General features: G+C 54.1%; 22 protein-coding genes and 3 tRNA genes. 9 read left to right on the top strand and 16 right to left on the bottom strand.

Annotation, left to right across the window (positions count from 1 at the left end; all coding sequences use genetic code 11):
• The first annotated feature begins 6 nt into the window (after positions 1 to 6).
• The gene (locus ACLW56_RS02320) at positions 7 to 654 is read left to right on the top strand and encodes a YtjB family periplasmic protein (RefSeq protein ID WP_330982206.1); all 648 of its coding nucleotides are present in this window, start codon (positions 7 to 9) and stop codon (positions 652 to 654) included.
• Between the two features lie 188 nt (positions 655 to 842).
• On the opposite strand, the gene yjjJ is transcribed toward ACLW56_RS02320, so the two are convergent.
• The 5 genes from yjjJ to deoC all read right to left on the bottom strand — a co-directional run bounded on the left by yjjJ (position 843) and on the right by deoC (position 6,649).
• Positions 843 to 2,171 (bottom strand): type II toxin-antitoxin system HipA family toxin YjjJ, encoded by a 1,329-nt coding sequence (yjjJ, locus tag ACLW56_RS02315; protein WP_330982205.1) that lies wholly within the window; start codon positions 2,169 to 2,171, stop codon positions 843 to 845.
• Positions 2,172 to 2,319: 148 nt separating this feature from the next.
• Positions 2,320 to 3,039, bottom strand: a complete 720-nt coding sequence (gene deoD / locus ACLW56_RS02310; protein WP_065357047.1) for a purine-nucleoside phosphorylase — start codon at positions 3,037 to 3,039, stop codon at positions 2,320 to 2,322.
• Between the two features lie 97 nt (positions 3,040 to 3,136).
• Positions 3,137 to 4,360 carry a phosphopentomutase gene (gene deoB, locus ACLW56_RS02305; RefSeq protein WP_330982204.1) on the bottom strand — a complete coding sequence of 408 codons (1,224 nt, stop codon included), beginning with the start codon at positions 4,358 to 4,360 and terminating at the stop codon, positions 3,137 to 3,139.
• Between the two features lie 54 nt (positions 4,361 to 4,414).
• Positions 4,415 to 5,737, bottom strand: coding sequence for a thymidine phosphorylase (gene deoA / locus ACLW56_RS02300; RefSeq protein ID WP_330982203.1), 1,323 nt, complete (start codon positions 5,735 to 5,737; stop codon positions 4,415 to 4,417).
• 132 nt (positions 5,738 to 5,869) lie between these two features.
• Positions 5,870 to 6,649 (bottom strand): deoxyribose-phosphate aldolase, encoded by a 780-nt coding sequence (gene deoC / locus ACLW56_RS02295; RefSeq protein WP_330982202.1) that lies wholly within the window; start codon positions 6,647 to 6,649, stop codon positions 5,870 to 5,872.
• Between the two features lie 228 nt (positions 6,650 to 6,877).
• Here deoC and ACLW56_RS02290 point away from each other — a divergent pair, with 228 nt between their 5' ends.
• Positions 6,878 to 8,416, top strand: coding sequence for a YjjI family glycine radical enzyme (locus ACLW56_RS02290; RefSeq protein WP_330982201.1), 1,539 nt, complete (start codon positions 6,878 to 6,880; stop codon positions 8,414 to 8,416).
• Entirely contained in the window at positions 8,388 to 9,251 is an 864-nt protein-coding gene (locus ACLW56_RS02285) for a YjjW family glycine radical enzyme activase (RefSeq protein WP_330982200.1), read from the top strand. Before ACLW56_RS02290 ends, ACLW56_RS02285 begins: the two co-directional genes overlap by 29 nt.
• Here ACLW56_RS02285 and ACLW56_RS02280 read toward each other — a convergent pair.
• The 9 genes from ACLW56_RS02280 to ACLW56_RS02240 form a co-directional block, all read right to left on the bottom strand.
• Positions 9,246 to 10,523, bottom strand: a complete 1,278-nt coding sequence (locus ACLW56_RS02280) for a NupC/NupG family nucleoside CNT transporter (RefSeq protein WP_330982199.1) — start codon at positions 10,521 to 10,523, stop codon at positions 9,246 to 9,248. The two genes, ACLW56_RS02285 and ACLW56_RS02280, sit on opposite strands and share 6 nt — an antisense overlap.
• A 161-nt stretch (positions 10,524 to 10,684) precedes the next feature.
• Complete coding sequence (locus ACLW56_RS02275) at positions 10,685 to 11,464, bottom strand: TatD family hydrolase (RefSeq protein WP_330982198.1); 780 nt, start codon at positions 11,462 to 11,464, stop codon at positions 10,685 to 10,687.
• On the bottom strand, positions 11,461 to 12,534 hold the full coding sequence (locus tag ACLW56_RS02270; RefSeq protein ID WP_330982197.1) for a patatin family protein: 1,074 nt from the start codon (positions 12,532 to 12,534) through the stop codon (positions 11,461 to 11,463). The genes ACLW56_RS02275 and ACLW56_RS02270 overlap by 4 nt, the downstream gene beginning before the upstream one ends.
• Positions 12,535 to 12,658: 124 nt before the next feature.
• Positions 12,659 to 12,820: a DUF1328 domain-containing protein gene (locus tag ACLW56_RS02265; RefSeq protein WP_071777480.1), complete on the bottom strand. Its 162-nt coding sequence runs from the start codon at positions 12,818 to 12,820 to the stop codon at positions 12,659 to 12,661.
• Positions 12,821 to 12,931: 111 nt separating this feature from the next.
• Positions 12,932 to 13,546, bottom strand: a complete 615-nt coding sequence (gene osmY, locus ACLW56_RS02260; RefSeq protein WP_330982196.1) for a molecular chaperone OsmY — start codon at positions 13,544 to 13,546, stop codon at positions 12,932 to 12,934.
• Positions 13,547 to 13,883: 337 nt separating this feature from the next.
• Positions 13,884 to 15,473, bottom strand: a complete 1,590-nt coding sequence (gene prfC, locus ACLW56_RS02255; protein ID WP_330982195.1) for a peptide chain release factor 3 — start codon at positions 15,471 to 15,473, stop codon at positions 13,884 to 13,886.
• A gap of 90 nt (positions 15,474 to 15,563) precedes the next feature.
• Entirely contained in the window at positions 15,564 to 16,244 is a 681-nt protein-coding gene (gene yjjG, locus ACLW56_RS02250) for a pyrimidine 5'-nucleotidase (protein ID WP_330982194.1), read from the bottom strand.
• Between the two features lie 14 nt (positions 16,245 to 16,258).
• Complete coding sequence (rimI, locus tag ACLW56_RS02245; RefSeq protein ID WP_330982193.1) at positions 16,259 to 16,705, bottom strand: ribosomal protein S18-alanine N-acetyltransferase; 447 nt, start codon at positions 16,703 to 16,705, stop codon at positions 16,259 to 16,261.
• Positions 16,674 to 17,087: a DNA polymerase III subunit psi gene (locus tag ACLW56_RS02240; protein WP_330982192.1), complete on the bottom strand. Its 414-nt coding sequence runs from the start codon at positions 17,085 to 17,087 to the stop codon at positions 16,674 to 16,676. The genes rimI and ACLW56_RS02240 overlap by 32 nt, the downstream gene beginning before the upstream one ends.
• A gap of 254 nt (positions 17,088 to 17,341) precedes the next feature.
• Between ACLW56_RS02240 and rsmC the strand changes: the two genes are divergently transcribed.
• From rsmC to ACLW56_RS02220, 4 genes are all read left to right on the top strand, one after another.
• Complete coding sequence (gene rsmC / locus ACLW56_RS02235) at positions 17,342 to 18,370, top strand: 16S rRNA (guanine(1207)-N(2))-methyltransferase RsmC (protein ID WP_330982191.1); 1,029 nt, start codon at positions 17,342 to 17,344, stop codon at positions 18,368 to 18,370.
• 170 nt (positions 18,371 to 18,540) lie between these two features.
• Positions 18,541 to 18,626 (top strand) — tRNA-Leu (locus ACLW56_RS02230).
• A 27-nt stretch (positions 18,627 to 18,653) separates the two neighbouring features.
• A tRNA-Leu gene (locus ACLW56_RS02225) sits at positions 18,654 to 18,740 on the top strand.
• 30 nt (positions 18,741 to 18,770) lie between these two features.
• Positions 18,771 to 18,856: transfer RNA gene (locus ACLW56_RS02220), tRNA-Leu, on the top strand.
• 36 nt (positions 18,857 to 18,892) lie between these two features.
• Here the strand turns inward: ACLW56_RS02220 and ACLW56_RS02215 are convergent.
• Positions 18,893 to 19,171, bottom strand: coding sequence for a DUF1435 domain-containing protein (locus tag ACLW56_RS02215; RefSeq protein WP_330982190.1), 279 nt, complete (start codon positions 19,169 to 19,171; stop codon positions 18,893 to 18,895).
• A 217-nt stretch (positions 19,172 to 19,388) separates the two neighbouring features.
• Between ACLW56_RS02215 and ACLW56_RS02210 the strand changes: the two genes are divergently transcribed.
• Both ACLW56_RS02210 and fhuF read left to right on the top strand, forming a co-directional pair.
• The gene (locus tag ACLW56_RS02210; protein ID WP_330982189.1) at positions 19,389 to 20,453 is read left to right on the top strand and encodes a GGDEF domain-containing protein; all 1,065 of its coding nucleotides are present in this window, start codon (positions 19,389 to 19,391) and stop codon (positions 20,451 to 20,453) included.
• Between the two features lie 95 nt (positions 20,454 to 20,548).
• Entirely contained in the window at positions 20,549 to 21,337 is a 789-nt protein-coding gene (fhuF, locus tag ACLW56_RS02205; protein WP_330982188.1) for a siderophore-iron reductase FhuF, read from the top strand.
• Between the two features lie 63 nt (positions 21,338 to 21,400).
• On the opposite strand, the gene ACLW56_RS02200 is transcribed toward fhuF, so the two are convergent.
• Positions 21,401 to 22,744 carry a PTS sugar transporter subunit IIC gene (locus ACLW56_RS02200; protein ID WP_330982187.1) on the bottom strand — a complete coding sequence of 448 codons (1,344 nt, stop codon included), beginning with the start codon at positions 22,742 to 22,744 and terminating at the stop codon, positions 21,401 to 21,403.
• Positions 22,745 to 23,083: the final 339 nt, after the last annotated feature.

Below are 23,083 nucleotides of genomic sequence, written 5' to 3'. Positions count from 1 at the left end.
TGGAATATGGTTCGCGCAAAACTGAAATTTCGGCTGCATCGCGCCGTGATCGTTCTAATCTGTCTCGCCCTGCTGGTCGCCCTGATGCAGGGCGCGTCCTGGTTCAGCCAAAACCACCAGCGGCAGCGAAATCCACAGATGGAAGAGCTGGCTCGCTCATTGGCCCATCAGGTCACACTGAACCTCGCACCCTACATGCATTCAGAAACGCCTGATGAGAAAAAGATTAATCAATTGCTCCAGCAGCTCACCACCAACAGCCGCTTGCTGGATGCCAGCGTCTACGATGAACAGGGCGATTTGATTACCCACGCGGGCGAAAGTGTGGACGTCCGTGACAGACTGGCGCTGGACGGCAAAAAAGCCGGGGGCTATTTCAACCAGCAACTGGTGGAACCTATTCAGGGGAAGAATGAGCCTCTGGGCTATCTGCGCCTGACGCTGGACACCCACACGCTGCCGACGGAAGCCAAACAGGTGGATAACACCACCAACATTCTGCGCCTTATGTTGTTGCTTTCGCTGGCAATCGGCGTCGTGCTGACGCGTACCCTGCTGCAGGGCAAGCGCACGCGTTGGCAGCAATCACCCTTCCTGCTGACCGCCAATAAATCGGTGCCGGAAGAGGATGAGGGCGAGAAGCAGGATAAGTGATAAATTAAGTGAATCATTCAGGAAAGGAAATCTGTTATGTCGACGCTGCGTCTGCTTCTCTCTGATTCATACGATCCGTGGTTTAACCTGTTCTGCAACAAGGGTGCGAATCACTTTTGACGGATTTTCCCGATCAGGAAAAAGAGCTGAAAGCACTTTCCGCGTGGATTGCTCAGGCCGTTCGGTAATCAGGCGAGCCGGTCAATCACCGGCTCTACCGCCACTAATTCCTTTTGCATCTCTTTCGCTATCTGCCTGAACGCGGCGCTGATTCTGGCATCATCTGCAATCTGCTGCCAGAAAAGTGTGGCCTGTTCAAAGGCAAACAGCCATGCCCCGCGACTGACTAATGGCTCAATTTTCAACGCCATGCTTTCCTCCCGCATCGCCCCAGCGCTGGTTGGCGCAAAGGCCATCGGCAGCATGTCATACACGGGCGTTAATAAAAGCGGCGCGTCCGAAAGATAAAATGACAGGTTCCCCGCGTGCATGTCGCTGTTGGCGATGAGTCGCCCGAACGCCCAAGTCTTTTCCACGCTCTGCGCGGTTGCAGGAGTGACTTGTTTTTGCTTCTCAAGCCCGGCAACAGTTTGCGGCCACTGGCTGGTTGAAGGGCCAAATTCACTTTGCACCGCTTCAAGTGAGACCAGAGCCCGACGTCCAACGACCCCTTCACAGTCAAAACGGCGAGATTCGAGAAAAACCTGCCCAGCCTCGCTACGCAACACCTGCGCCTGGCTGGCCGCTATTCCGGCATTCCTCAGGACTTCAAGCGCAACGGATTCCGCTATCAGCAGATCAGCCCATCGCTGGGTGACAGCACCTGGCTGGGGAGCGGTGAATTTCACCAGCATTTGCACAGGCTGCGAATCTCGTTCTGCAAGGCAGGTAAATTTTGGCTGTTCGCCGCCCGCAGAAGAACCGACCACTTCACCCGCCAGTGCATCCCGGGCAAGTTCGGTATAGGCACGAATCTTTTCTTCTTCAGGAATGGGCGTCGGTTCGGTGGCTTGCAGCCATTGCTGGTAACCTGTTTCCCCTATCAGCCATCCGCCCTGATTTTCGCCGCTGAAAAGCGAGAGAGCGAAAAGAATATCGTCCTCCTGCCATAAGCGAATATCTTCCGGCAGTGCCAGTTGAGCCGCAAGCCTACGACCCCAGGCTCGGCCGATAAACCCCTGCGGACGCAGATCGTTGAGATACCAGGGCAGCCCGGAAAACCACTGCCATTCCCCGTTATTCAGCGCAATCAGGCAGCTCCCTCGCGGCCAGCAGGGCGTTAGTAAGCCAAACGTCCACGCTTTACCTGCGTCATCTACCTGCCATAAAGGAAATTCGCTGATGCCTCGCACTGGGCGGCGGAGCGCATAACGTGTGGCGCGCGCACGACCAAACTGCACCACGTGTTCTTCAGCAGTGGCCAGGCGTGAAAACGTGGCCTGACTGATGTTCAGGTGATTCCTGAGCTCAGGGGCAGAGCGTGGGCCTTGCAATAGCAGATCGGTGAATGCGCTCATCGGTGAATAGATTCATGAATAGATACTTGAATACATTTATAGCGTTAATTCGAGGAAAACTAAAGAAACTTAGAAAAAACAAAGAAAAATTAGAATAGATATTTTTGGGAAAACCGGGCAGTCAGCGCCGCCCGGTTGAGCACAACACTTACTCTTTATCGCCCAGCAGAACGGATTCCAGCGCGATTTTGATCATGTCGTTGAAGGTGGTCTGACGCTCAGCGGCAGTGGTCTGCTCGTGAGTACGGATGTGGTCAGACACGGTGCAGATGGTCAGCGCTTTGGCACCGAATTCAGCCGCAACACCGTAGATACCCGCCGCTTCCATTTCCACGCCCAGAATGCCGTACTTCTCCATCACGTCGAACATTTCGCCGTCCGGGGAGTAGAACAGGTCTGCAGAGAAGAGGTTACCGACGCGCGCATCAACGCCCAGCGCTTTCGCGGCATCAACGGCGTTGCGTACCATGTCAAAGTCAGCAATAGCGGAGAAATCGTGATCTTTGAAACGGATACGGTTGACTTTGGAATCGGTGCAGGCACCCATGCCGATAACCACGTCGCGCAGTTTCACGTCCATACGCACAGCGCCACAGGAGCCAACGCGGATGATTTTCTTCACGCCAAAGTCAGTGATCAGCTCTTTGGTGTAGATGGAGCAGGATGGGATGCCCATGCCGTGGCCCATGACGGAAATCTTGCGGCCTTTATAGGTGCCGGTGAAACCCAGCATGCCGCGCACGTTGTTCACTTCACGGACGTCTTCGAGGAAAGTTTCTGCGATATGCTTCGCACGCAGCGGATCGCCCGGCATCAGTACGACGTCTGCGAAATCACCCATTTCTGCGTTAATGTGTGGGGTTGCCATCTTTTATTCCCTTTTCTGGTTTTGCCGGGTGGCGCTTTGGCTTACCCGGCCTACGAGGCTGTAGGCCCGGCAAGCTTCGCGCCGCCGGGCAATGTCATCAGAACATGGCTTTGCCATATTCCATATCAGAGGTGCCAAAATACTTCGCCAGCGTCTGACCGATATCCGCGAAGGTTTCACGGTGTCCAAGCGAGCCCGCTTTCACTTTCGGGCCGTACACCAATACCGGAATGTGTTCACGGGTGTGGTCGGTACCGGTCCAGGTTGGGTCACAACCGTGGTCTGCGGTGAGGATAATGATGTCATCTTCACCCACCAGTTCCAGCAGTTCTGGCAAACGGCGGTCGAACAGTTCCAGACCAGCCGCATAACCTGCGACATCGCGGCGGTGACCCCAGGAGGAGTCGAAATCGACGAAGTTAGTGAAGACGATAGTGTTATCACCCGCTTCTTTCATCTCTTTCACGGTCGCATCAAACAACGCATCCAGGCCCGTTGCTTTCACTTTTTTGGTGATGCCGCAGTTCGCGTAGATGTCCGCGATTTTACCTACGGAAACCACGTGACCGCCTTTCTCATCAACCAGTTTTTGCAGCACGGTAGGTGCTGGCGGCTCAACGGCCAGGTCGTGACGGTTACCGGTACGCTCGAAGCTGCCTGCTTTGTCGCCGATGAACGGACGCGCAATCACGCGGCCAATGTTATAGCCGCCTTCGGTCAGCTCTTCGCGCGCGATTTCGCACAGCTCATACAGCTTATCCAGACCGTAAGTGCCTTCATGGCAAGCAATCTGGAACACGGAGTCAGCAGAGGTGTAGAAAATCGGCTTACCGGTTTTCATGTGCTCTTCGCCCAGTTCGTCCAGAATGACGGTACCGGAAGAGTGGCAGTTCCCCAGATAACCCGGCAGATTAGCGCGTTTCACCAGCTTATCGAGCAGCTCCTGCGGGAAGCTGTTGTGATGCTCCGGGAAGTAGCCCCAGTCGAACAGCACAGGCACACCGGCAATTTCCCAGTGTCCGGACGGGGTGTCTTTGCCGGAAGACAGCTCATGTGCCCAGGCGTACGCGCCAGTCACTTCAGCGTTGCCGTCCATACCAGCAGCAACCTTACCGGTTGAACCTTCGTGAGCTTTCACGAGGCCCAGACGAGTCAGATTTGGCAGGGTCAGCGGGCCTTTACGGCCTTTGTCCGCTTCCCCTTTTGCACAGGCTTCAGCGATGTGGCCCATGGTGTCTGCGCCCACGTCACCAAAGCGTTCTGCATCTTCAGTAGCACCGATGCCGAAGGAGTCCAGCACCATAATAAATGCACGTTTCATATTGTTCTCCGTACCTTGTGCTCTCTATAAAAAAGCGATCAGATCAGTATACCGCTATTCGGTAATTCGACGATAGACCGTTGGTGTTTCTTTCGGCGCGGCGTCGTTCAGTTTAATTGCCGCTTTCACCGCTTTCGCTGCTTCCTGCCAGCTGGCTTCGTCTTTCGCGTGGATCACCGCCAGCGGACGTTGGCCATCAACGCTGTCGCCCAGACGTGTCATATCCGTGAAGCCAACACTGTAGTCGAGCGCATCCGAGGCCTGACGACGACCGCCGCCCATTGCCACAACGGCCATGCCCAACGCGCGAGTGTCCATCGCGGAAACATATCCTTCCGTATCGGCGTAAACAGCTTTGCTGAGCATCGCGGTCGGCAGGTATTTCGCGTAGTTTTCGACGAAATCTGTTGGCCCTTTCTGCGCAGCCACCATGCGGCCGAAGACTTCCGCCGCTTTGCCGTTATCCAGCACCGCCTGAAGTTTCACGCGTGCTTCAGCTTCGTCTTTCGCCAGACGACCGGAAATCAGCATTTCCACACACAGCGCCATGGTCACGTCGAACAGACGCGGGTTGCGGTACTCGCCCGTCAGGAACTGCACGGCTTCGCGCACTTCCACTGCGTTACCTGCGCTGGATGCCAGCACCTGGTTCATGTCGGTGAGCAGCGCGGTAGTCCGCACGCCTGCACCGTTAGAAACACCCACGATAGCTTCAGCCAATGCTTCAGAGAGCTCATAGGTCGGCATGAATGCGCCGCTACCTACTTTCACGTCCATCACCAGCGCATCCAGCCCTTCCGCCAGCTTTTTGGCGAGGATAGAGGCGGTGATCAGCGGAATAGAATCCACTGTCGCGGTGATGTCGCGAGTGGCATAAAAACGCTTATCCGCTGGCGCGAGCGAGCTGGTCTGCCCAATTATCGCCACGCCAACGTCTTTAATAATGTCGCGGAAACGGTTGTCGTCCGGGAAGATGTCAAAGCCCGGAATCGCTTCCAGTTTGTCGAGCGTACCGCCTGTATGACCCAGACCACGGCCAGAGATCATCGGGACATAACCGCCGCAGGCAGCAACCATTGGGCCGAGCATCAGTGAAGTCACATCGCCCACGCCGCCCGTCGAATGTTTATCCACAATCGGGCCGTTCAGATTCAGGCTTTTCCAGTCGAGCACGGTCCCGGAATCCCGCATCGCCATGGTCAGCGAGACGCGCTCCGGCATGCTCATATCATGGAAGAAAATGGTCATCGCCAGGGCGGCAATCTGCCCTTCGGACACGGTGTTATCACGAATGCCGTTGATAAAGAAACGGATCTCTTCATCGCTCAGTGCGTGACCATCGCGTTTTTTACGAATAATTTCTTGTGCGAGAAACACGGTAACCCCCGAGGGAAAAATCGAAAAGCCATCGTAGCTGTAGGCCGGATAAGGCGTAGCCGCCCTCCGGCACTTAAACAATTTGCCGGGTGGCGCGATGCTTACCCGGCCTACGTCCATTAATGCGGTAAATCAGTAAGCGCTTGCGCTCTTGCCATCGCCGTGACCCAGCGCTTTCAACAGGCTTGCCAGCAGGCTGGATGCACCGAAGCGATAGTGACGAGCATCAGCCCAGTCGGCACCGAACAGCTCATCTGCAATGGCGAGGAATGCCTGAGCATCTTCAGCGGTACGCACGCCACCAGCCGGTTTAAAACCAACTGTTTTAGACACGCCCATATCGCGAATCACTTCCATCATGATGCGAGCGCTTTCCGGCGTCGCATTTACTGGCACTTTACCGGTAGAGGTTTTGATGAAGTCTGCGCCGGCTTTGATGGAAATTTCAGAGGCTTTGCGAATCAGCGCTTCTTCTTTCAGCTCACCGGTTTCGATGATCACTTTCAGCAGCACGTTAGCGGCTGCACACGCATCTTTACAGGCTTTAACCAGATCGAAACCGACCTGCTCGTTACCGGCGATCAGCGCACGGTAAGGGAACACCACGTCAACTTCGTCCGCGCCATAAGCGATAGCTGCTTTGGTTTCTGCCAGCGCAATGTCGATGTCGTCGTTGCCGTGTGGGAAGTTGGTGACGGTTGCAATGCGCACATCCGGCGTGCCCTGCGCTTTCAGGGTCTTACGCGCAATCGGAATAAAACGCGGGTAAATGCAGACTGCTGCGGTGTTACCCACCGGGGTTTTGGCCTGATGGCACAGCGCGATCACTTTCGCATCGGTGTCATCGTCGTTCAGGGTAGTCAGGTCCATCAGTTTTAACGCGCGCAGGCTGCTTGCAGTTAACTCAGTCATGTTATCTCCGGTGTTGAATTTTTACCTTGCGGGTCTGTGACTATTTTAACACCGACCCACGGTTGCACATCGATCCTCATCACAGTTAATGAAACATGCATGCATATTTGCATCACCATAATGAGAGTTAAATCACTCTTTATCACTGCACGAGCGGGACGGGATCAAAAGCCTGTCCGCTGCTTTTCTCTACAATGCCCTCATCGCCAACGCGTCTGAGGATCTTCTATGTCTGACTCATTTGAACAACGTTGCCAGAACATTGTGACAAGCCAAACCCTAAGCCCGGAACAGAAACGCCATTTCCTGGCCCTTGAAGCTGAAAATGCACTGCCCTACCCGGCCTTACCGCAGAGTGCTCAAGCGGCGCTGGATGAAGGCGTGATTTGCGATATGTTTGAAGGACATGCGCCTTTCAAACCTCGCTATGTCTTACCCGACTACGCGCGTTTCCTGGCTCAAGGCTCGCAATGGCTGGAGCTTGAAGGCGCAAAAGATCTGGATGACGCGCTCTCGCTGCTGACGATCCTTTTCCACCATGTCCCTTCCGTCACCTCGATGCCGGTTTATCTGGGCCATCTGGATCAGATCCTTTTGCCGTATGTTAAAATTATAACACAAGAAGACATCGATATCCGCATAAAACGTTTCTGGCGCTACCTCGACAGAGTCCTGCCAGACGCCTTTACCCATGTGAATATCGGCCCGCAGGATACGCCAGTAACACGCGCCATTTTACGTGCAGATGCTGAACTCAAGCAGGTTGCGCCAAACCTGACCTTTATCTACGATCCCGATCTCACGCCAGAAGATCTGCTGCTGGAGGTGAGTAAAAACATCTGTGAATGCAGTAAGCCGCACATCGCTAACGGGCCAGTGAATGATAAAATATTCACAAAAAACCACTACGGCATTGTCAGTTGTTACAACTCGCTGCCGCTGGCCGGAGGGGGCAGCACGCTGGTACGCCTCAATCTGAAAGAAGTAGCGAAACGCAGTGCCTCAACGGAAGACTTCTTTAACGTCCAGCTTCCACACTATTGCCGCCAGCAAATCAGCATTATTGATGCACGCTGTTCGTTCCTTTATGAGCACTCTCACTTCTTTGAGAATAGCTTCCTGGTGGCGGAAGGGCTGATTGACCCGCAGCGTTTTGCGCCAATGTTCGGCATTTATGCCCTCGCAGAAGCCGTGAATGAACTGTGCGAGAAAACGAACAGCGCGGCACGCTACGGTAATGATGAAGAAGCGAATGCCCTCGGCTGGCGCATCAGTGCGTGGCTTGCAGAGTTCGTTGAAAACACGCCGGTGAAATATGGCTGGCAGCAGCGCGCGTTGCTGCATGCACAATCCGGTATCAGTTCCGACAGTGGCACCACGCCGGGCGCGCGAATTCCTTACGGCAGTGAACCTGATCCGGTCAGCCACCTGCTCACCGTTGCGCCGCACCATGCGTATTATCCCTCTGGCATCAGCGACATTCTGACGCTCGATGAAACCATTAAACGCAATCCGCAGGCTGTCATGCAGTTGTGCCTGGGCGCTTTTGCATCCGGGATGCGCGAGTTTTCCGCCAACGTCAGCGGCAACGATCTGGTTCGCGTCACGGGGTACATGGTGCGGTTATCCGATCTGGAAAAATACCGTGCCGAAGGTTCGCGCACCAATACCACCTGGCTTGGCGAAGAAGCTGCACGCAACACCCGCATTCTGGAACGTCAGCCAAGAGTAGTGAGCCATGAGCAGCAGATGCGCTTTAGTCAGTAACGTCATCCCCTTCTCCTGCGTCGACGGCCCCGGCAGCCGTCTGACGCTGTTTTTACAGGGCTGCAATCTGCGTTGTAAAAACTGCCACAATCCGTGGACGATGGGGCGCTGCAACGACTGCGGAGACTGCGCAGTGCATTGCCCGCACGACGCACTTACGTTTCAGGCGGGTCGAGTGTACTGGCAGGAAGCGAACTGCCAGCAGTGCGACACCTGCCTGAACATGTGCCCACAGCACGCCACGCCGATGGCACAAACCCTGTCCGTGGAAGATGTCCTGAAGCAGATTTCACGCGCGGCCCCGTTTATCGAAGGGATTACCGTCAGCGGCGGTGAAGCCACGACTCAGTTGCCGTTTATCTGTGAACTGTTTGCCGCGCTGAAAGCCACGCCTGCGTTGCGCCATCTCACCTGTCTGGTGGACAGCAATGGCGAGCTTGGCATAAGCGGTTGGGAAAAACTTAAACCACACTGCGATGGCGTGATGGTGGATTTGAAAGCCTGGGAGGACAGCACTCATCTGGCACTGACCGGGCGAGGAAATGGGCGAATCAAAGAGAGCATTCGCTGGCTGGCGAAACAGAACCTTCTGGCTGAATTGCGCCTGTTGGTTATCCCGGAACACACCGATTATCTGCGTTTTATCGAGCCGTTAAGCCTGTTTATTCGGGGGCTGGGGGAACTGCCGATACGGCTGAATGCGTTTCATGCTCAGGGTGTTTATGGCGAAGCGAAAGGCTGGCGAAGCGCCTGTGCAGAAGATGTGGAACCTCTGGCACAGGCGCTGAAGGTGCGGGGGATAAGCAACGTTATCCTCCCGGCACTTTACTTATAGCGCAAGGAACACGCCGGCGATGGTGGCGCTCATCAGGTTAGAGAGCGTCCCTGCCGCAACGGCTTTCAGGCCAAGCTGCGCGATATCATGACGACGATTCGGTGCCATGCTGCCCAGGCCGCCAATCAGGATGGCAATGGACGACAGGTTGGCAAAGCCACACAGCGCGAAGGAGATGATCGCTTTAGTGTGAGCAGAAATCACCTGCAGGCCAGCCGCAGCAACCACCGCGTCTTCTTTCAGGTATTCACCGAAGTTCATGTACGCCACAAATTCGTTGATGATCAGCTTCTGGCCGATAAACGAGCCCGCAACGTTTGCTTCACTCCACGGCACACCAATCACCCACGCCAGCGGGGAGAACACCCAGCCGAGGATCAACTGCATAGAGAGCTGTGGATAATCGAACCAGCCACCGATTCCGGACAGAATGCCGTTCAGCAACGCGATCAGCGCCACAAACGCCAGCAACATTGCACCGACGTTCAGCGCCAGTTGCATACCGGAAGCCGCACCAGAAGCCGCCGCATCCAGCACGTTGGAAGGCCTGTCGATATCCGGATTCTGTTTTTCCAGATCCGGGGAATCGCTTGGGGTTTCCGTTTCAGGCAGGATGATTTTCGCAAACAGCAGACCACCCGGTGCCGCCATAAACGACGCTGCAATCAGGTATTCCAGCGGAACGCCCATTTGCGCGTAACCCGCAAGAACAGAGCCCGCAACAGATGCCAAACCACCGCACATGACCGCGAACAGCTCAGAACGCGTCATGGTAGCGATATAAGGACGAACCACCAGTGGAGCTTCAGTCTGACCGACGAAAATGTTCGCTGTGGCAGACAGTGATTCAGTACGCGACGTTTTCAGCACGGCACGCAGACCGCCACCCAGAATACGGATAACAAACTGCATGATGCCGAGGTAGTAAAGCACCGCAATCAGTGAGGAGAAGAAGACGATAACTGGCAGAACACGCAGCGCGAAGATAAAGCCGCCGCCGCCGAAGACTTCGAACATTTTGTCAGAAACCAGGCCGCCAAACAGGAAGCTGACCCCTTCATTACCGTAGGCGATAACGTTTGCTACACCTTCCGACATAGCCAGCAGCACCTGGCGACCCGCGGGGACGTAAAGGATCAATGCGCCGATACCGATTTGAATCAGCCAGGCACCGACAACGGTACGAAGGTTGATGGCACGGCGATTACTCGACAGCAGCAAGGCGATGGCAAGCAGCACCACCATGCCAATCAAGCCCATAAGGATTTGCATACAGAGTCCCTGTGTATTGAAAGTGATAAAAGAGGAGACGAATTCAAGCCCGCCGATTATAACGATCCGTCACTATTCTGTGCGTACACGTCACACGTTTTAGGCAATAAAATGAATGTAATAATAAATTATGAGATCTACATCACTGAAATTGGCGCTAATTATAATCCCGCAAATAATTTCAATGTGTTACCAGTAAGCGTTTCGGCAATTTCATCTGGTGATTCGGAACGCAGCTCGCACAGGCATTCAAAAACACGAGCAGCTTGTTCCGGGCGATTAGGTTGCCCTTGATAACCATTAAGCGGCATATCTGGCGCATCAGTTTCCAAAAGTAATGCAGAAAGTGGCAACTGTGCCATGACATCGCGTGTTTTGCTGGCTCGCGGATAGGTTATCGTTCCGCCCACACCGATGTTGTACCCCAACTGAACGAAACGTTCCGCCTGTTGAAGGCTGCCAGAAAACCCATGAACCACACCTGTTCGCGGGAGGTTGTGGCGTTTAAGCAACATCGCCAGTTTGTCGTGCGTGCGACGTGAATGGAGGATAACTGGCAGGTCGTAACGCTTCGCCAGTTTGAATTGCGCTTCGAGGAAATAAACCTGACGGTCAAATTGAGGATCTTCACGGTAAAGATCGAGGCCGATTTCGCCAATAGCTACCAGCTTTTGCGGCTTGCTTGAGATCTGCTCTGCCAGCAACTCAAGGCTCTCCTCAGTGTGTTTTTCAATGACAATAGGATGCAGGCCAAGCGCGGCATAGAGAGGCGAATGTGTCGCGGCCAATAACAGCACACGCTCAAAACGTGACGCTTCGACCGCAGGCACGATGATTTTTTCCACGCCTGCCGCTGCTGCCTTTGCCAGACTGCCTTCGGCATCATCGACAAACGGGGGAAAATCGAAATGACAATGGGTGTCGATAAACTGGAAACTCACGCTAACCCTTCATTATCAAAGTTTGCATCGTTAGCTTGTGGTGCATTCACCAACGCGGCCGCAGATACATCGTTCGCTACTGCGGCTGGCGGCACGACCACGGGTGCAGGCGAAGCCACTCGCGGTTTGAAGCGATGCAAAGGGGGTTTCTCTGCGAGCATTTTTCCCATCGTTGCCAGGAAGTAGCGCCCACACTGCCGCCCTACGTTGTAATCCTCGAGCAAGGCCGGAAGGCGACTGCCCAGCGCCATGCTGTTGAGCGGCTTCGGCGGATAAATTTCAAGGATGCGAATTTTACCTGGCGGCGTCTCGATAAACTGCTGAATAGCGTGATACGTCTGCTCGTGATGCTGCACCAGATTCACAAACGGCTGCAGGCTACTTTCTCCAAGCCACCGTTCCATACGCTTGAACCACTGCGGGGTGTAATACATCTGCGACGGCACTGTGCGGATAACCACCACCGTTTTGGCCCCACGCTTCACCGCTTCCTGTACAGGGATTGCATCGCTCACGCCGCCGTCTAACCAGCTCACCCCATCAAGCGTTACGCCTGGCCGGTAGAAACCCGGGATCGCACTGGAAGCACGAATCTGATCCATCCACGTTTCGCGTGTCGGGGAGAAATAGCCGGGCGAGTAGTCGTCTGCTCTTGAAGCACACATGTAGAACGCTTTGCCTGCATCAAACTGGCGAGCCGCCACATCCATCGCTAAAGGCATTTTGCTGGCGGTCGCTTCGACCAGCCAGTCGAGATCGATAAGGTTGCCGCCGCGCACAAAGCGCATCGGGTCGAAGAATTCGCGAGAGGTGGTGTAGCGGGTGATGACTTTTCGGGCGTAGCCTGGCTGGTTGCACACATACGCGGAGAGGTTTTGCGCCCCGGCAGACGTGCCGAGAAAGAGATCGAAAGGGTTAAATCGCGCGCGCATGAACTCATCCAGCACGCCTGCTGTGAAAATGCCACGTTGACCACCGCCTTCACACACCAGCGCAATTTCGCCGGGCTTGAAAGGTTTTACGGCAAGCGGCGCAATATTGCCGAGCGTAACCGGAATTCGCTGTCCCACACTGCTTTCCCGTTTTTGATTGTTTTGTTACTTCACCATAACGCAGATAAGGATTGTCTTAAACTGATAAAGCCAGCCCGTTGGGTTGGGCTGGCTTTATTTTTGTTACGAAAATTTAACGTCGCTAGGGACGTCGGCGTCCCATAAACAGACTGATCAGGAACAGAATGATACCGACGATAAAGACGATTTTGGCGGCGCCCGCGGCCGTACCCGCAAGACCACCAAAGCCCAGCGCGGCGGCAATTAACGCGATAACCAGAAAGATAATGCCCCAACGAAACATACGATTCTCCTTTACCATAGTTAATGTCGACCGCTTTGATGAACGCTCAGGCACTCAAAACGACAGACTCGTGCCCCCGGCAAGCTGCCGGGGAAGTATGTCTCTACAGACTTATTTCACTTTGAGGTCGTTCTTCACACTTTTTACGCCATCAACAGCTTTGGCGATGCTTTCAGCACGGGTGCTCTGTGCTGAGGAATCGACCGTTCCCGAAAGCTGAACCACACCGTCGGTGGTTTCGACTTTCACTTTACGGGAAGGCACGATGTCGTCGGCCAGCAGTTTGGCCTTGATTTCACTGGTGGTTGCGGTGTCGCCCGCATACCCCTGCATGCTTTGGTTTTTGCTGTCACGGACGTGCAGTTTGTCGCTGACGGAGGCCACGCCTTCCACGCCTTTCGCGACGCTAACGGCTTGCTCAGCCTGAGCCTGGCTTTCAACAAAACCACTCAGGGTGACCACTTTGTCGTCGGTTTTCACCGAAATGTCCGTGCTTTTGATGGAGTCATGATCGACCAGCGCCGCTTTCACTTTCGCGGTGATGCTGCTGTCATCCATAAAGCCGCCGACTTTGTTCATCGAACTGTCGATACTTTTCCCGGCGCTGTCAGCCGTGGATTGCGCTTTATCCATAGTGGATTCTGCCAGAGCAGAACCGCTCATCAGTGCCGTACCCAGCATCACAGCCAGCAGCGTTTTGGACATGTTTTTGCTTGTCATCATCATCATCGATTCCTGTGGTTTGCTCAGAATTTGAGCTCAGGCGATCTTCATGATCGCATTGCTGTAGGGGTGAAAATCACCGCAGTCATACAGTTATTAATATCGCGATGAACGAGTACAGTGGGTTAATTCACCATGTAGCACTAATTTATTAGCCAATTAAGCCAACAAACTTGTCATCACTTTGTTAAATATAGCCAACAATTTTGAGGCCGCCCGGCCAAACGGTTAAAAAGTGACCTTTTAGGCCAGATATGCGCTCATTTAAGAACTTTCTGCAACGGAATCAACAGGCAGGAGAAAAGCGAGAGCACGGCGCAGGCCGTGCTCTGAGGAGGGATTAGTGCTCGCGGGTCTTGCGGAACTGAACGTCAGGGTAACGTTCCTGAGTCAGATTGAGGTTAACCATGGTTGGCGCGATATACGTCAGGTTATCGCCACCATCCAGCGCCAGCTGAATTTCGTTCTTGCGCTTGAATTCCTCGAACTTCTTCACATCTGAGCTTTCGACCCAACGCGCTGTCGCCACGTTAACGGATTCGTAGATAGCTTCAACGTTGTACTCGCTCTTCAGACGCGCAACCACCACGTCGAACTGCAGTACCCCGACCGCGCCCACGATCAAGTCGTTGTTGGCGATTGGGCGGAAGACCTGCACCGCGCCTTCTTCTGACAGCTGAACAAGGCCTTTCAGCAACTGTTTCTGCTTAAGCGGATCTTTCAGACGAATGCGACGGAACAGTTCAGGCGCGAAGTTCGGGATACCGGTGAACTTCATCATTTCACCCTGGGTGAAGGTGTCGCCAATCTGAATGGTGCCGTGGTTGTGCAGACCGATGATGTCGCCCGGATAGGCTTCTTCCACGTGCGAACGGTCGCCCGCCATAAAGGTCAGGGCGTCGGAAATCACGACATCTTTGCCGATACGCACCTGACGCAGCTTCATGCCTTTCTCATATTTCCCGGACACCACACGCATAAACGCCACGCGGTCGCGGTGTTTCGGGTCCATGTTGGCCTGAATCTTAAAGACGAAACCGGTGAATTTCTCATCCTTCGCTTCGACCAGACGGGTATCGGTGTTACGTGGCATTGGCGCAGGCGCCCATTCCACCAGGCCGTCCAGCATATGATCTACGCCGAAGTTACCCAAGGCGGTCCCGAAAAAGACCGGGGTAATTTCACCGGCCAGGAACAGCTCTTGATCGAACTCGTTGGAAGCACCCTGCACCAGTTCAAGCTCATCACGCAGCTGCTGCGCCAGATCTTCGCCAACGGCGGCGTCGAGATCCGGGTTGTTCAGCCCTTTAACGATGCGAACTTCCTGAATGGTGTGGCCTTTACCGGTCTGATAAAGATACGTTTCATCTTTATAAAGGTGGTACACGCCCTTGAACAGCTTACCGCAGCCAATCGGCCAGGTGATGGGCGCACAGCCAATTTTCAGCTCGCGCTCAACTTCGTCCAGCACTTCCATCGGATCGCGGATATCACGGTCGAGTTTGTTCATGAACGTCAGGATCGGCGTATCGCGCAGACGGGTGACTTCCATCAGCTTACGGGTCCTGTCTTCAACGCCTTTCGCGGCATCGATAACCATCAGACAGCAGTCAACCGCCGTCAACGTACGGTAGGTATCTTCCGAGAAGTCTTCGTGACCCGGGGTGTCCAGCAGGTTCACCAGGCAGTCGCGATACGGGAACTGCATCACCGAGGTGGTGATGGAGATCCCACGCTGTTTTTCCATCTCCATCCAGTCAGATTTTGCATGCTGGCTGGAGCCGCGGCCTTTAACTGTACCGGCGGTCTGGATAGCCTGTCCGAACAGCAGCACCTTTTCGGTGATGGTCGTTTTACCGGCATCCGGGTGAGAGATGATGGCAAAAGTGCGGCGTTTCGCCACCTCTTGCAGATAAGGAGACAACGTCATAGTCAGTTCTTCTTAAGTAAACGCGGCACTAAGCCACGCATGTTGAATACGAAAATGCGGCTATTTTACCCGTACGGGAGGGGCTGACAATCAATGTTTACACAGGAGTTGCTCCAGCTCGCCAGGCGACGTTACGGTCCAGGTGGGCTTGATGTGTTCCGGCAGCGCCTGCTGGTGTGCATTCAGCCAGCAGGTCGAGAGCCCTGCATTCATGCCGCCCAGAATATCGGACGCTGCGGTGTCGCCCACCATCAGCACGCGCGAACGATCCGGATGACCGGCCTGTTCCAGCGCGTAATCAAAAATGCGAGCGTCAGGTTTTGCCACGCCCACTTCTTCAGAAATGATCAGCAAATCAAAATGATCGCGAAGGCCGGTACGCTCAAGACGGATTTGCTGCAACGACGTAAACCCGTTGGTGATGATGCCCATCTTCACCTTGCCCTGAAGCGAATTGAGCAGCGAAACGGCACCCGGCAGCGGCGCGCAAATGTCTGCCATCGCGTTCATGAACGCGTCATTCAGGTCATCTGGTTTGACGTTCAGACGCGCAGCCCAGCTCTCAAAACGCTGATGCTGAAGCTGTAAAGACGTGATGGCGCCATTCTGGTAATCAACCCACAGAGGCTTATTCACGGCCTGATAGTCCTGGAAATCTTCCGCGGTAAACGTCACGCTATAGTCGAGAAACATCCGCTGTAAGCCGCTGAAAGAATCGAAGGTAAACAGCGTTTCATCGGCATCAAAGAAAATCCAGTCCCACATCTTCATCGTAAACCCTTGTCTTACATACTGATCGGCAGTGCCATTATGATGGCGTCTTCACGTCCTTCCGCGGTTGGATAGTAGTTGCGTCGAATCGTCGCCTCGTTGAAGCCTAAGCTTTCATACAGGGCGATGGCGGCAACGTTCGATGCCCGGACTTCCAGCCACAGCGTGACCACGCCGCGTTTTTCTACCTCGTCAATCACCTGCTCCAGCAGTTCACGGCCTAATCCACGGCGCTGAAAGGCCGGATCGACCGCAATATTGAACAGGGTTGCTTCGTCGAGCACGATTTGCGTGATGGCGAAAGCCGCCATCTCACCGTCGACCGTCAGTTGCAGGTTGAGATAACGCTCCCCTTGATTGCTGGCAAGCGTCTGTTCGCTCCACGGGAAAGCATGGGCGCGCTGTTCAATTTGCCAGGCGCGCGGTAAATCAGTCTGACTGAGGGAAGAAATCGTGTTCATGTGCGCAAATTTGTTGCCAGAGCGCAGCGCGAGCCGCGGCACTGGACTGAAGTTGTTCGAAGGCCGGACTGTCGATGTGCGCGCCTTCCAGCGCCACGGGGTCGTTTTCACCTAAGCGCCAGCTGTTACAACGCCCGCCCTGCGGCAGCATCGCAACCCTTTCCGGCGTAAGCTGAAGCACCTGGTCCGGCGTGACCGCCAGGGCACGGAGAATATCTCCGACCAGCGGTTCGGTCAGTGACGGTAGCGTTTCGGCCACCATCACCAGACGAATATGCTCAGGCAGAGAGATAGCGATTTCGCCCTGCAACACCGCGGGGCGACGCAATGACCACTGGGTAATGCCCAGTTGCTGTAGTTGCCAGTCTCGTCGGGATGTCATCGCGGGTTTCTCCTGTCTGTCAGGCGCGGAAATATAGCAAATTCGGCGAAGTTGCGCCAATAAAGCAGGGAGGCAGTCTTGTGGAATAGCCTAAATAATTCGAGTTTCAGCAAGGCGGCAAGACTGTGAGTCCCCAGGAGCTTACTTGAGTAAGTGACTGGGGTGAGCAGGCGCAGCCAACGCAGATGTAACTTGAAGTATGACGGCTATAAACGTGTATAATCGCGCCCGTCGTTAACTTAGGATTATTTTTTATGTCTGCATTATCTCCGGCAAGTGAAGTCTTGCTGCGTCACAGTGATGATTTCGAACAAAGCCGTATTCTGTTTGCCGGTGATCTGCAGGATGACCTGCCCGCTCGTCTGGACAGCGCTTCTAGCCGTGCGCATACCCAGCAATATCACCACTGGCAGGTGCTTAGCCGCCAGATGGGTGAAAACGTTCGCTTCAGCCTGACCGCCGAAGCCGCGGACGTTGCCGATTGCGATACGCTGATTTACTACTGGCCGAAAAACAAGCCGGAAGCGCTGTATCAGCTGACTAACATTTTGTCTCTGATGCCTGTCGGGACGGATATTTTTGTGGTCGGTGAAAACCGTAGCGGCGTGCGTAGTGCTGAGCAAATGCTCGCGGAATACGCGCCACTGAACAAAGTCGACAGCGCTCGCCGCTGTGGTCTGTACCATGGACGCCTCGAAAAACAGCCTGAATTTAACCCGGAAAAAGCCTGGGGCGACTATCAGCTCGACGGTCTGACTGTGAAAACCCTGCCAGGCGTGTTCAGCCGTGATGGCCTCGATGTCGGCAGTCAGCTGCTGCTGTCTACGCTGACGCCGCACACCAAAGGCAAAGTGCTGGATGTGGGCTGCGGCGCAGGCGTGCTCGCCACCGTGCTGGCAAGCCACTCGCCGAAAGTTCGTCTGACGCTGTGCGACGTAAGCGCGCCAGCGGTTGAAGCCAGCCGCGCCACCCTGGCCGCCAATGGTTTCGAAGGCGAAGTGTTTGCCAGCAACGTCTTCTCTGAGGTCACCGGCCGCTTCGATATGATTATCTCAAACCCGCCGTTCCACGATGGGTTGCAGACCAGCCTGGAAGCCACCCAGCAGTTGATTCGTGGTGCCGTGCGCCACCTGAACAGCGGCGGTGAACTGCGCATTGTCGCCAACGCATTTTTGCCTTATCCGAAAGCGCTGGATGAAATTTTTGGCTTCCACGAAGTGATTGCCCAAACCGGCCGCTTCAAAGTCTATCGCACCGTCATGACCCGCCAGGCGAAAAAGTAATCGCCCTGAAACGCCCGCAGGCCTTGCGCCCGGGCGTTTTGCTTTTCCTGCGAGTAAACGCCCACTTTTGCAACAATCAAAAACAGCAGTGCAATTAACTGTTGACGAAAGTGCGAAAACCACTAGAATGCGCCTCCGTAGTAGCGACTCTTTTCAAGAATCGATGGTATGCGAAGGTGGCGGAATTGGTAGACGCGCTAGCTTCAGGTGTTAGTGTCCTTAGGATGTGGGGGTTCGAGTCCCCCCCCTCGCACCAACTACTACAAGATATTGCTCACACTGGGCGACGGTGGCGGAATTGGTAGACGCGCTAGCTTCAGGTGTTAGTGTCCTTACGGACGTGGGGGTTCAAGTCCCCCCCCTCGCACCAACGAGGGCAATATCACGATAAGATTTCTGTGCGAAGGTGGCGGAATTGGTAGACGCGCTAGCTTCAGGTGTTAGTGTCCTTAGGATGTGGGGGTTCGAGTCCCCCCCCTCGCACCAGTCTCTTATCTCTCTTCTCTTCCCGGTTTGTCCTTTTTATCCCATCAGTTTCATATTCATCATCACCAGCATCATTCCGCTGATCAACGCGAACGCCGATGGCAACAGCACGAAGTGGCGCAATTGCCGGTGCCAGATCATCACGCAAGTCAGCAGCAAACCCAGAACAATAAGCCCTTTCCAGGTCTCGACAGAAAGACCCGCAAATCCTAAGAGTGCCAACACGCCGCCAGGAATCAACACGCCCCACCCACTGCCTAATGCTCGCTGCAACATGGTTTCATCTCTCACATTGATAATGATAACCAATATCATATGATAATTTTTATCATTTGCAAGTTGGGTGAGAAAGCCCTTTCACTCTTTACTTTCACGCGAGTGACAGTCCTGGCTGAAGGTGATAAATTGTAAGAATAATCCGAATAGATTAGTGATCCTGAACAATAGCTCGCGCGATTCGTTCCCGTGCGAATGTTGTCATTTCTGTCGATTAGTGTTTCTGTAATCCCACAATAATGAATGATTTCCTGACATGACAGCACAATCCTGGCGTTCGTTGCGTATTAAAAAATATCAATTTTCATTACGCCTGTTTTTATTTCTTAATTTAACCTCATCACTCTTTTCTATGGTCAGCCCTGTGTACCACGTGGCGGCCGTGACATTCCCTTTGCTCACCATCACCTTGGGCAGCGCGGGTTTGCTCCTGAGCCATTGGGTCTGGCGTGAAAAGAAAATCAATATTCCGGCGATTTCAATCTTGTTTGGTTGTTTATGGGCCTGGCATGTCGCCATTAAATCACCGCTGATGCACCAGCCTAATTTCAGCTATTTAGTGATTGCCTTATTAAGCGTGCTGTTTGTCGGTGCGATTGCTTTTTCCAATAATATCATCGCGTTCACCTTACATTCGTTGCCGGTTTTAACGGTTTGCCTGTTTCTCGGTGAGGGCGATCAGTGGGTCCGCATGGTCTTTTGCTTTGCCTTGCCGGTTATTGGGATAAGCATCCAGAGCGTTATCCAGAAGCGCAACGACAACTTTGCTCAAGGGCTCATGTTCAGACTGCTGGAAGAACGGCAGACGCTGAATGACCTGAGTATGCTCGACCCGCTGACCGGGCTGTATAACCGCCGCGGCCTGCAGAATCGCCTCGATACCCTGCTCTCGCTGGATGCCAGCGAGCATTACGTGTTGCTGCTTGATATCGACTACTTCAAAGCCTACAACGATCATTATGGCCACATGATGGGCGACCAGGCGCTGATTCAGGTATCAGCCGCAATCCGCGATGCCGTGCGTTCCAGGGACATTGTGACCCGCTACGGGGGCGAAGAATTTATGGTCGTGCTGACCTCAACCACCGCAGAAGCCGCATTGCAAACCGCTGAGCGCATCCGTCAGCGTGTGTACGATCTTAAAATCCCACACATGTTTAACCACAGCGTGGCAACCAATGTAACCGTCAGTATTGGGCTTGCCCCGTTGCTCGGGGAAGAGGTGGAGACGGCACTCGAACAGGCTGATAAAGCGCTTTATGAAGCCAAACATCTGGGGCGCAACAATATCCTTACCAGCGAAGTCTTAACCGGGCGTTGAAAACCTGCCGGGAAACGTAAAAACAGTTGCGATTGCGGTCACCTATAGCTAGGATTGGCAATCATTATCATTTAGATTTGCATCCAATCACAGCCATGGCATACCGTTCCGCCCCTTTCAGTGAAGAGATCATCTGGCGTGCACCGCTCATTGAGCAGGGGCCGACGCTCGCTGATGCTTTGCGCGATAAAGTGGCCGGGCATCGCCCTCACCTGCTCGATTTTATGCGGTTCAGCGAAACGCCTCCGCACAGCAGTATGACGCTCTCACAGTGGAGCCGTTTCGCTGAACTCACTTCCTTACTGGCGACCTATTCCGACCATATTTACCGCAACAACCTGACGCAGGCACGGGAAAACAAGCCTCTGCTTTCGCTGTGGGCGCAATGGTATTTCGGCCTGCAGGTTCCGGCGTTGATGCTTTCGTTACTGACGGAAGCGCGCGCACTCAATCTCTCCCCGCACCATTTTCACGTCGAGTTTCACGAAACCGGTCGTGCGGCCTGTTTCTGGGTCGATGTGCAGGAAGATCATGCCCTCACTCAGGCCTCCTCTATTGAGCGAATGGAACGTCTGGTGACGCAAGCCCTGATGCCTGTTGTCGCCACGCTGGAAGCAACGGGTGATATTCACGGGAAGCTCATCTGGAGTAATACCGGCTATCTGATTAACTGGTATCTGAATGAGATGAAGACTTTGCTGGGTGATGAGCAGGTCAATGCTTTACGCGAGCATCTGTTCTTCGCGAAGCAATTGTCGGACGGCCAGGACAACCCGCTTTGGCGAACTGTCGTCATGCGTGAAGGCGTATTAGTGCGTCGTACCTGCTGCCAGCGCTACCGCTTGCCAGACGTGCAGCAGTGCGGTGACTGCACCCTAAAATAAGCGTATTTCAGAATGCAAAAAGCCCCGGCAGCATCACGCTACCGGGGCTATTTTTTATTTCAGTTATGCAGCCTGACCCGCTTCCTCAGCGGAGCGTTGCGCTTCTTCAGCTTCCTGCGCCAGCAGCTGTTTTTCATACACTTTGAAGAACGGATAGTAGATGATGGCGGAAACACAGGCCAGCAGCAGCACCAGAATCACCGCACGGAAATCCCAGCCCAGCGCCCACGCAGCACCCACTGGCGCTGGCGCAGTCCATGGCACAACGGAGATGACGCGGCCAATCAAATCAAGCTTCATTGCCGCCCAGGCCAGCGTAGCGTTAACCATTGGGGCCAGCAGGAACGGGATAAAGAACACTGGGTTCATCACGATCGGCGTACCAAAGATAACCGGTTCGTTGATGTTAAAGATGCTCGGCACCACGCCCAGACGCCCAATCGAACGCAGGTGCGCGGACTTACTGCGCAGGTAGCAGAACACCAGACCCATAGTGGCACCGGACCCGCCGATAACAATAAAGAAGGTCCAGAAAGCTTCCATAAAGATGTGCGGCAGCGGAGCACTTTGCGCCAGCGCCGTCTGGTTCAGACCCAGGTTGGTCAGCCAGAACATCTGCAGCATCCCGGAGACAATTGCCGCGCCGTGAATACCCGCAAACCACAACAGGTGACCAATCAGCACCGCCAGCAGGATAGCCGGCAGGGAATCTGCAGCAGACACCAGCGGCTTAAACAGTGACATGATGGCCTGAGGGATCAGCATGTCGAATTGGCTCTGGATAAACAGGCTCAGCGGATAGAGCGTTAACACCACCACCAGCACCGGGATCAGCAGGTCGAAAGAGTTTTTGATCATCGGCGGCACCTGGTCGGGCAGGCGAATACCGATGTTGCGCACCTTCAGGAAGCGCATCATCTCTACGCAATAGATAGCCACCAGGATGGCGGTAAAGATCCCCGTACCGCCCAGACTGTGCACCGGCAGAGTGCCGTCTGTTTTCGGGGCAGCGACCAACAGGAAAGCCATGACCGACAGCATCGCACTCATGAAGGGATCGATCTGAGCGCTTTTCTCGTAGTGCTTGCCAAGGTTATAGGCAATGGCCGCACAGATATAAATGGACATAATGCCCATCGTCATATCGAACGGCGTCAGAATACGGCCTTCAAATTGTTTTGCCATATCCAGCCAGGCTCTTGCGAAGCCCCAGGTGGTATCTGGAGAGAACGGCGGGTAAGCGAACACCAGCAGGAACGACCCCACAATCATGAACGGCATGGCGGAGATAAAACCATCACGAATAGCCATGACGTGACGCTGGGATGAAATGCGTCCCGCAACGGGGCTAACGTAGTTTTCTACAAAACGGAATATCAAATTAAACGCGGCATGGTTAGCAGACATAGCAGCTCTCCTGACAGGCTATAGACGTAAGCACAACAACGGTTAGTGTGCCGCGATGCGCAATCCTGAACTGTGAGTTCACTACCACGCCGGGAAGTCGTCCCGGGTTGCAGTTTTTAGAGTGACATTTCATACACGGCTCTTATTTTTTTATCGATACAGAGGAAGTTACGCTCTCAGTATTAATCGCCTGCTCGTCGTTCCGCAACCGGTTACTGTAACCGGTTGCAGTGAATGTGAAGAGGATCGAGAAATCGATGAAATGCAGGGATGACGCGTACGCTTATTTACAGCATGAATGTCTTATGCCAGATTTATTTCATTTATGTCAGGAGAGAG

This window comes from Pantoea sp. sgz302252 (genome assembly GCF_047713085.1).
GTDB lineage: Bacteria > Pseudomonadota > Gammaproteobacteria > Enterobacterales > Enterobacteriaceae > Scandinavium.
This window is presented reverse-complemented; position numbering and strand designations above follow the sequence as displayed.

Bases quoted from the DNA above. Each gene is read 5' to 3' on its own strand.
- deoD (WP_065357047.1), bottom strand. From the start codon at position 3,039: ATGGCAACCCCACACATTAACGCAGAAATGGGTGATTTCGCAGACGTC.
- yjjJ (WP_330982205.1), bottom strand. From the start codon at position 2,171: ATGAGCGCATTCACCGATCTGCTATTGCAAGGCCCACGCTCTGCCCCT.
- ACLW56_RS02285 (WP_330982200.1), top strand. From the start codon at position 8,388: ATGAGCAGCAGATGCGCTTTAGTCAGTAACGTCATCCCCTTCTCCTGC.
- rsmC (WP_330982191.1), top strand. From the start codon at position 17,342: ATGTCTGCATTATCTCCGGCAAGTGAAGTCTTGCTGCGTCACAGTGAT.
- ACLW56_RS02265 (WP_071777480.1), bottom strand. From the start codon at position 12,820: ATGTTTCGTTGGGGCATTATCTTTCTGGTTATCGCGTTAATTGCCGCC.
- ACLW56_RS02280 (WP_330982199.1), bottom strand. From the start codon at position 10,523: ATGCAAATCCTTATGGGCTTGATTGGCATGGTGGTGCTGCTTGCCATC.
- ACLW56_RS02200 (WP_330982187.1), bottom strand. From the start codon at position 22,744: ATGTCTGCTAACCATGCCGCGTTTAATTTGATATTCCGTTTTGTAGAA.
- ACLW56_RS02210 (WP_330982189.1), top strand. From the start codon at position 19,389: ATGACAGCACAATCCTGGCGTTCGTTGCGTATTAAAAAATATCAATTT.
- ACLW56_RS02320 (WP_330982206.1), top strand. From the start codon at position 7: ATGGTTCGCGCAAAACTGAAATTTCGGCTGCATCGCGCCGTGATCGTT.
- ACLW56_RS02290 (WP_330982201.1), top strand. From the start codon at position 6,878: ATGTCTGACTCATTTGAACAACGTTGCCAGAACATTGTGACAAGCCAA.
- deoB (WP_330982204.1), bottom strand. From the start codon at position 4,360: ATGAAACGTGCATTTATTATGGTGCTGGACTCCTTCGGCATCGGTGCT.
- rimI (WP_330982193.1), bottom strand. From the start codon at position 16,705: ATGAACACGATTTCTTCCCTCAGTCAGACTGATTTACCGCGCGCCTGG.
- ACLW56_RS02240 (WP_330982192.1), bottom strand. From the start codon at position 17,087: ATGACATCCCGACGAGACTGGCAACTACAGCAACTGGGCATTACCCAG.
- ACLW56_RS02215 (WP_330982190.1), bottom strand. From the start codon at position 19,171: ATGATATTGGTTATCATTATCAATGTGAGAGATGAAACCATGTTGCAG.
- fhuF (WP_330982188.1), top strand. From the start codon at position 20,549: ATGGCATACCGTTCCGCCCCTTTCAGTGAAGAGATCATCTGGCGTGCA.
- osmY (WP_330982196.1), bottom strand. From the start codon at position 13,546: ATGATGATGACAAGCAAAAACATGTCCAAAACGCTGCTGGCTGTGATG.
- prfC (WP_330982195.1), bottom strand. From the start codon at position 15,473: ATGACGTTGTCTCCTTATCTGCAAGAGGTGGCGAAACGCCGCACTTTT.
- deoC (WP_330982202.1), bottom strand. From the start codon at position 6,649: ATGACTGAGTTAACTGCAAGCAGCCTGCGCGCGTTAAAACTGATGGAC.
- yjjG (WP_330982194.1), bottom strand. From the start codon at position 16,244: ATGAAGATGTGGGACTGGATTTTCTTTGATGCCGATGAAACGCTGTTT.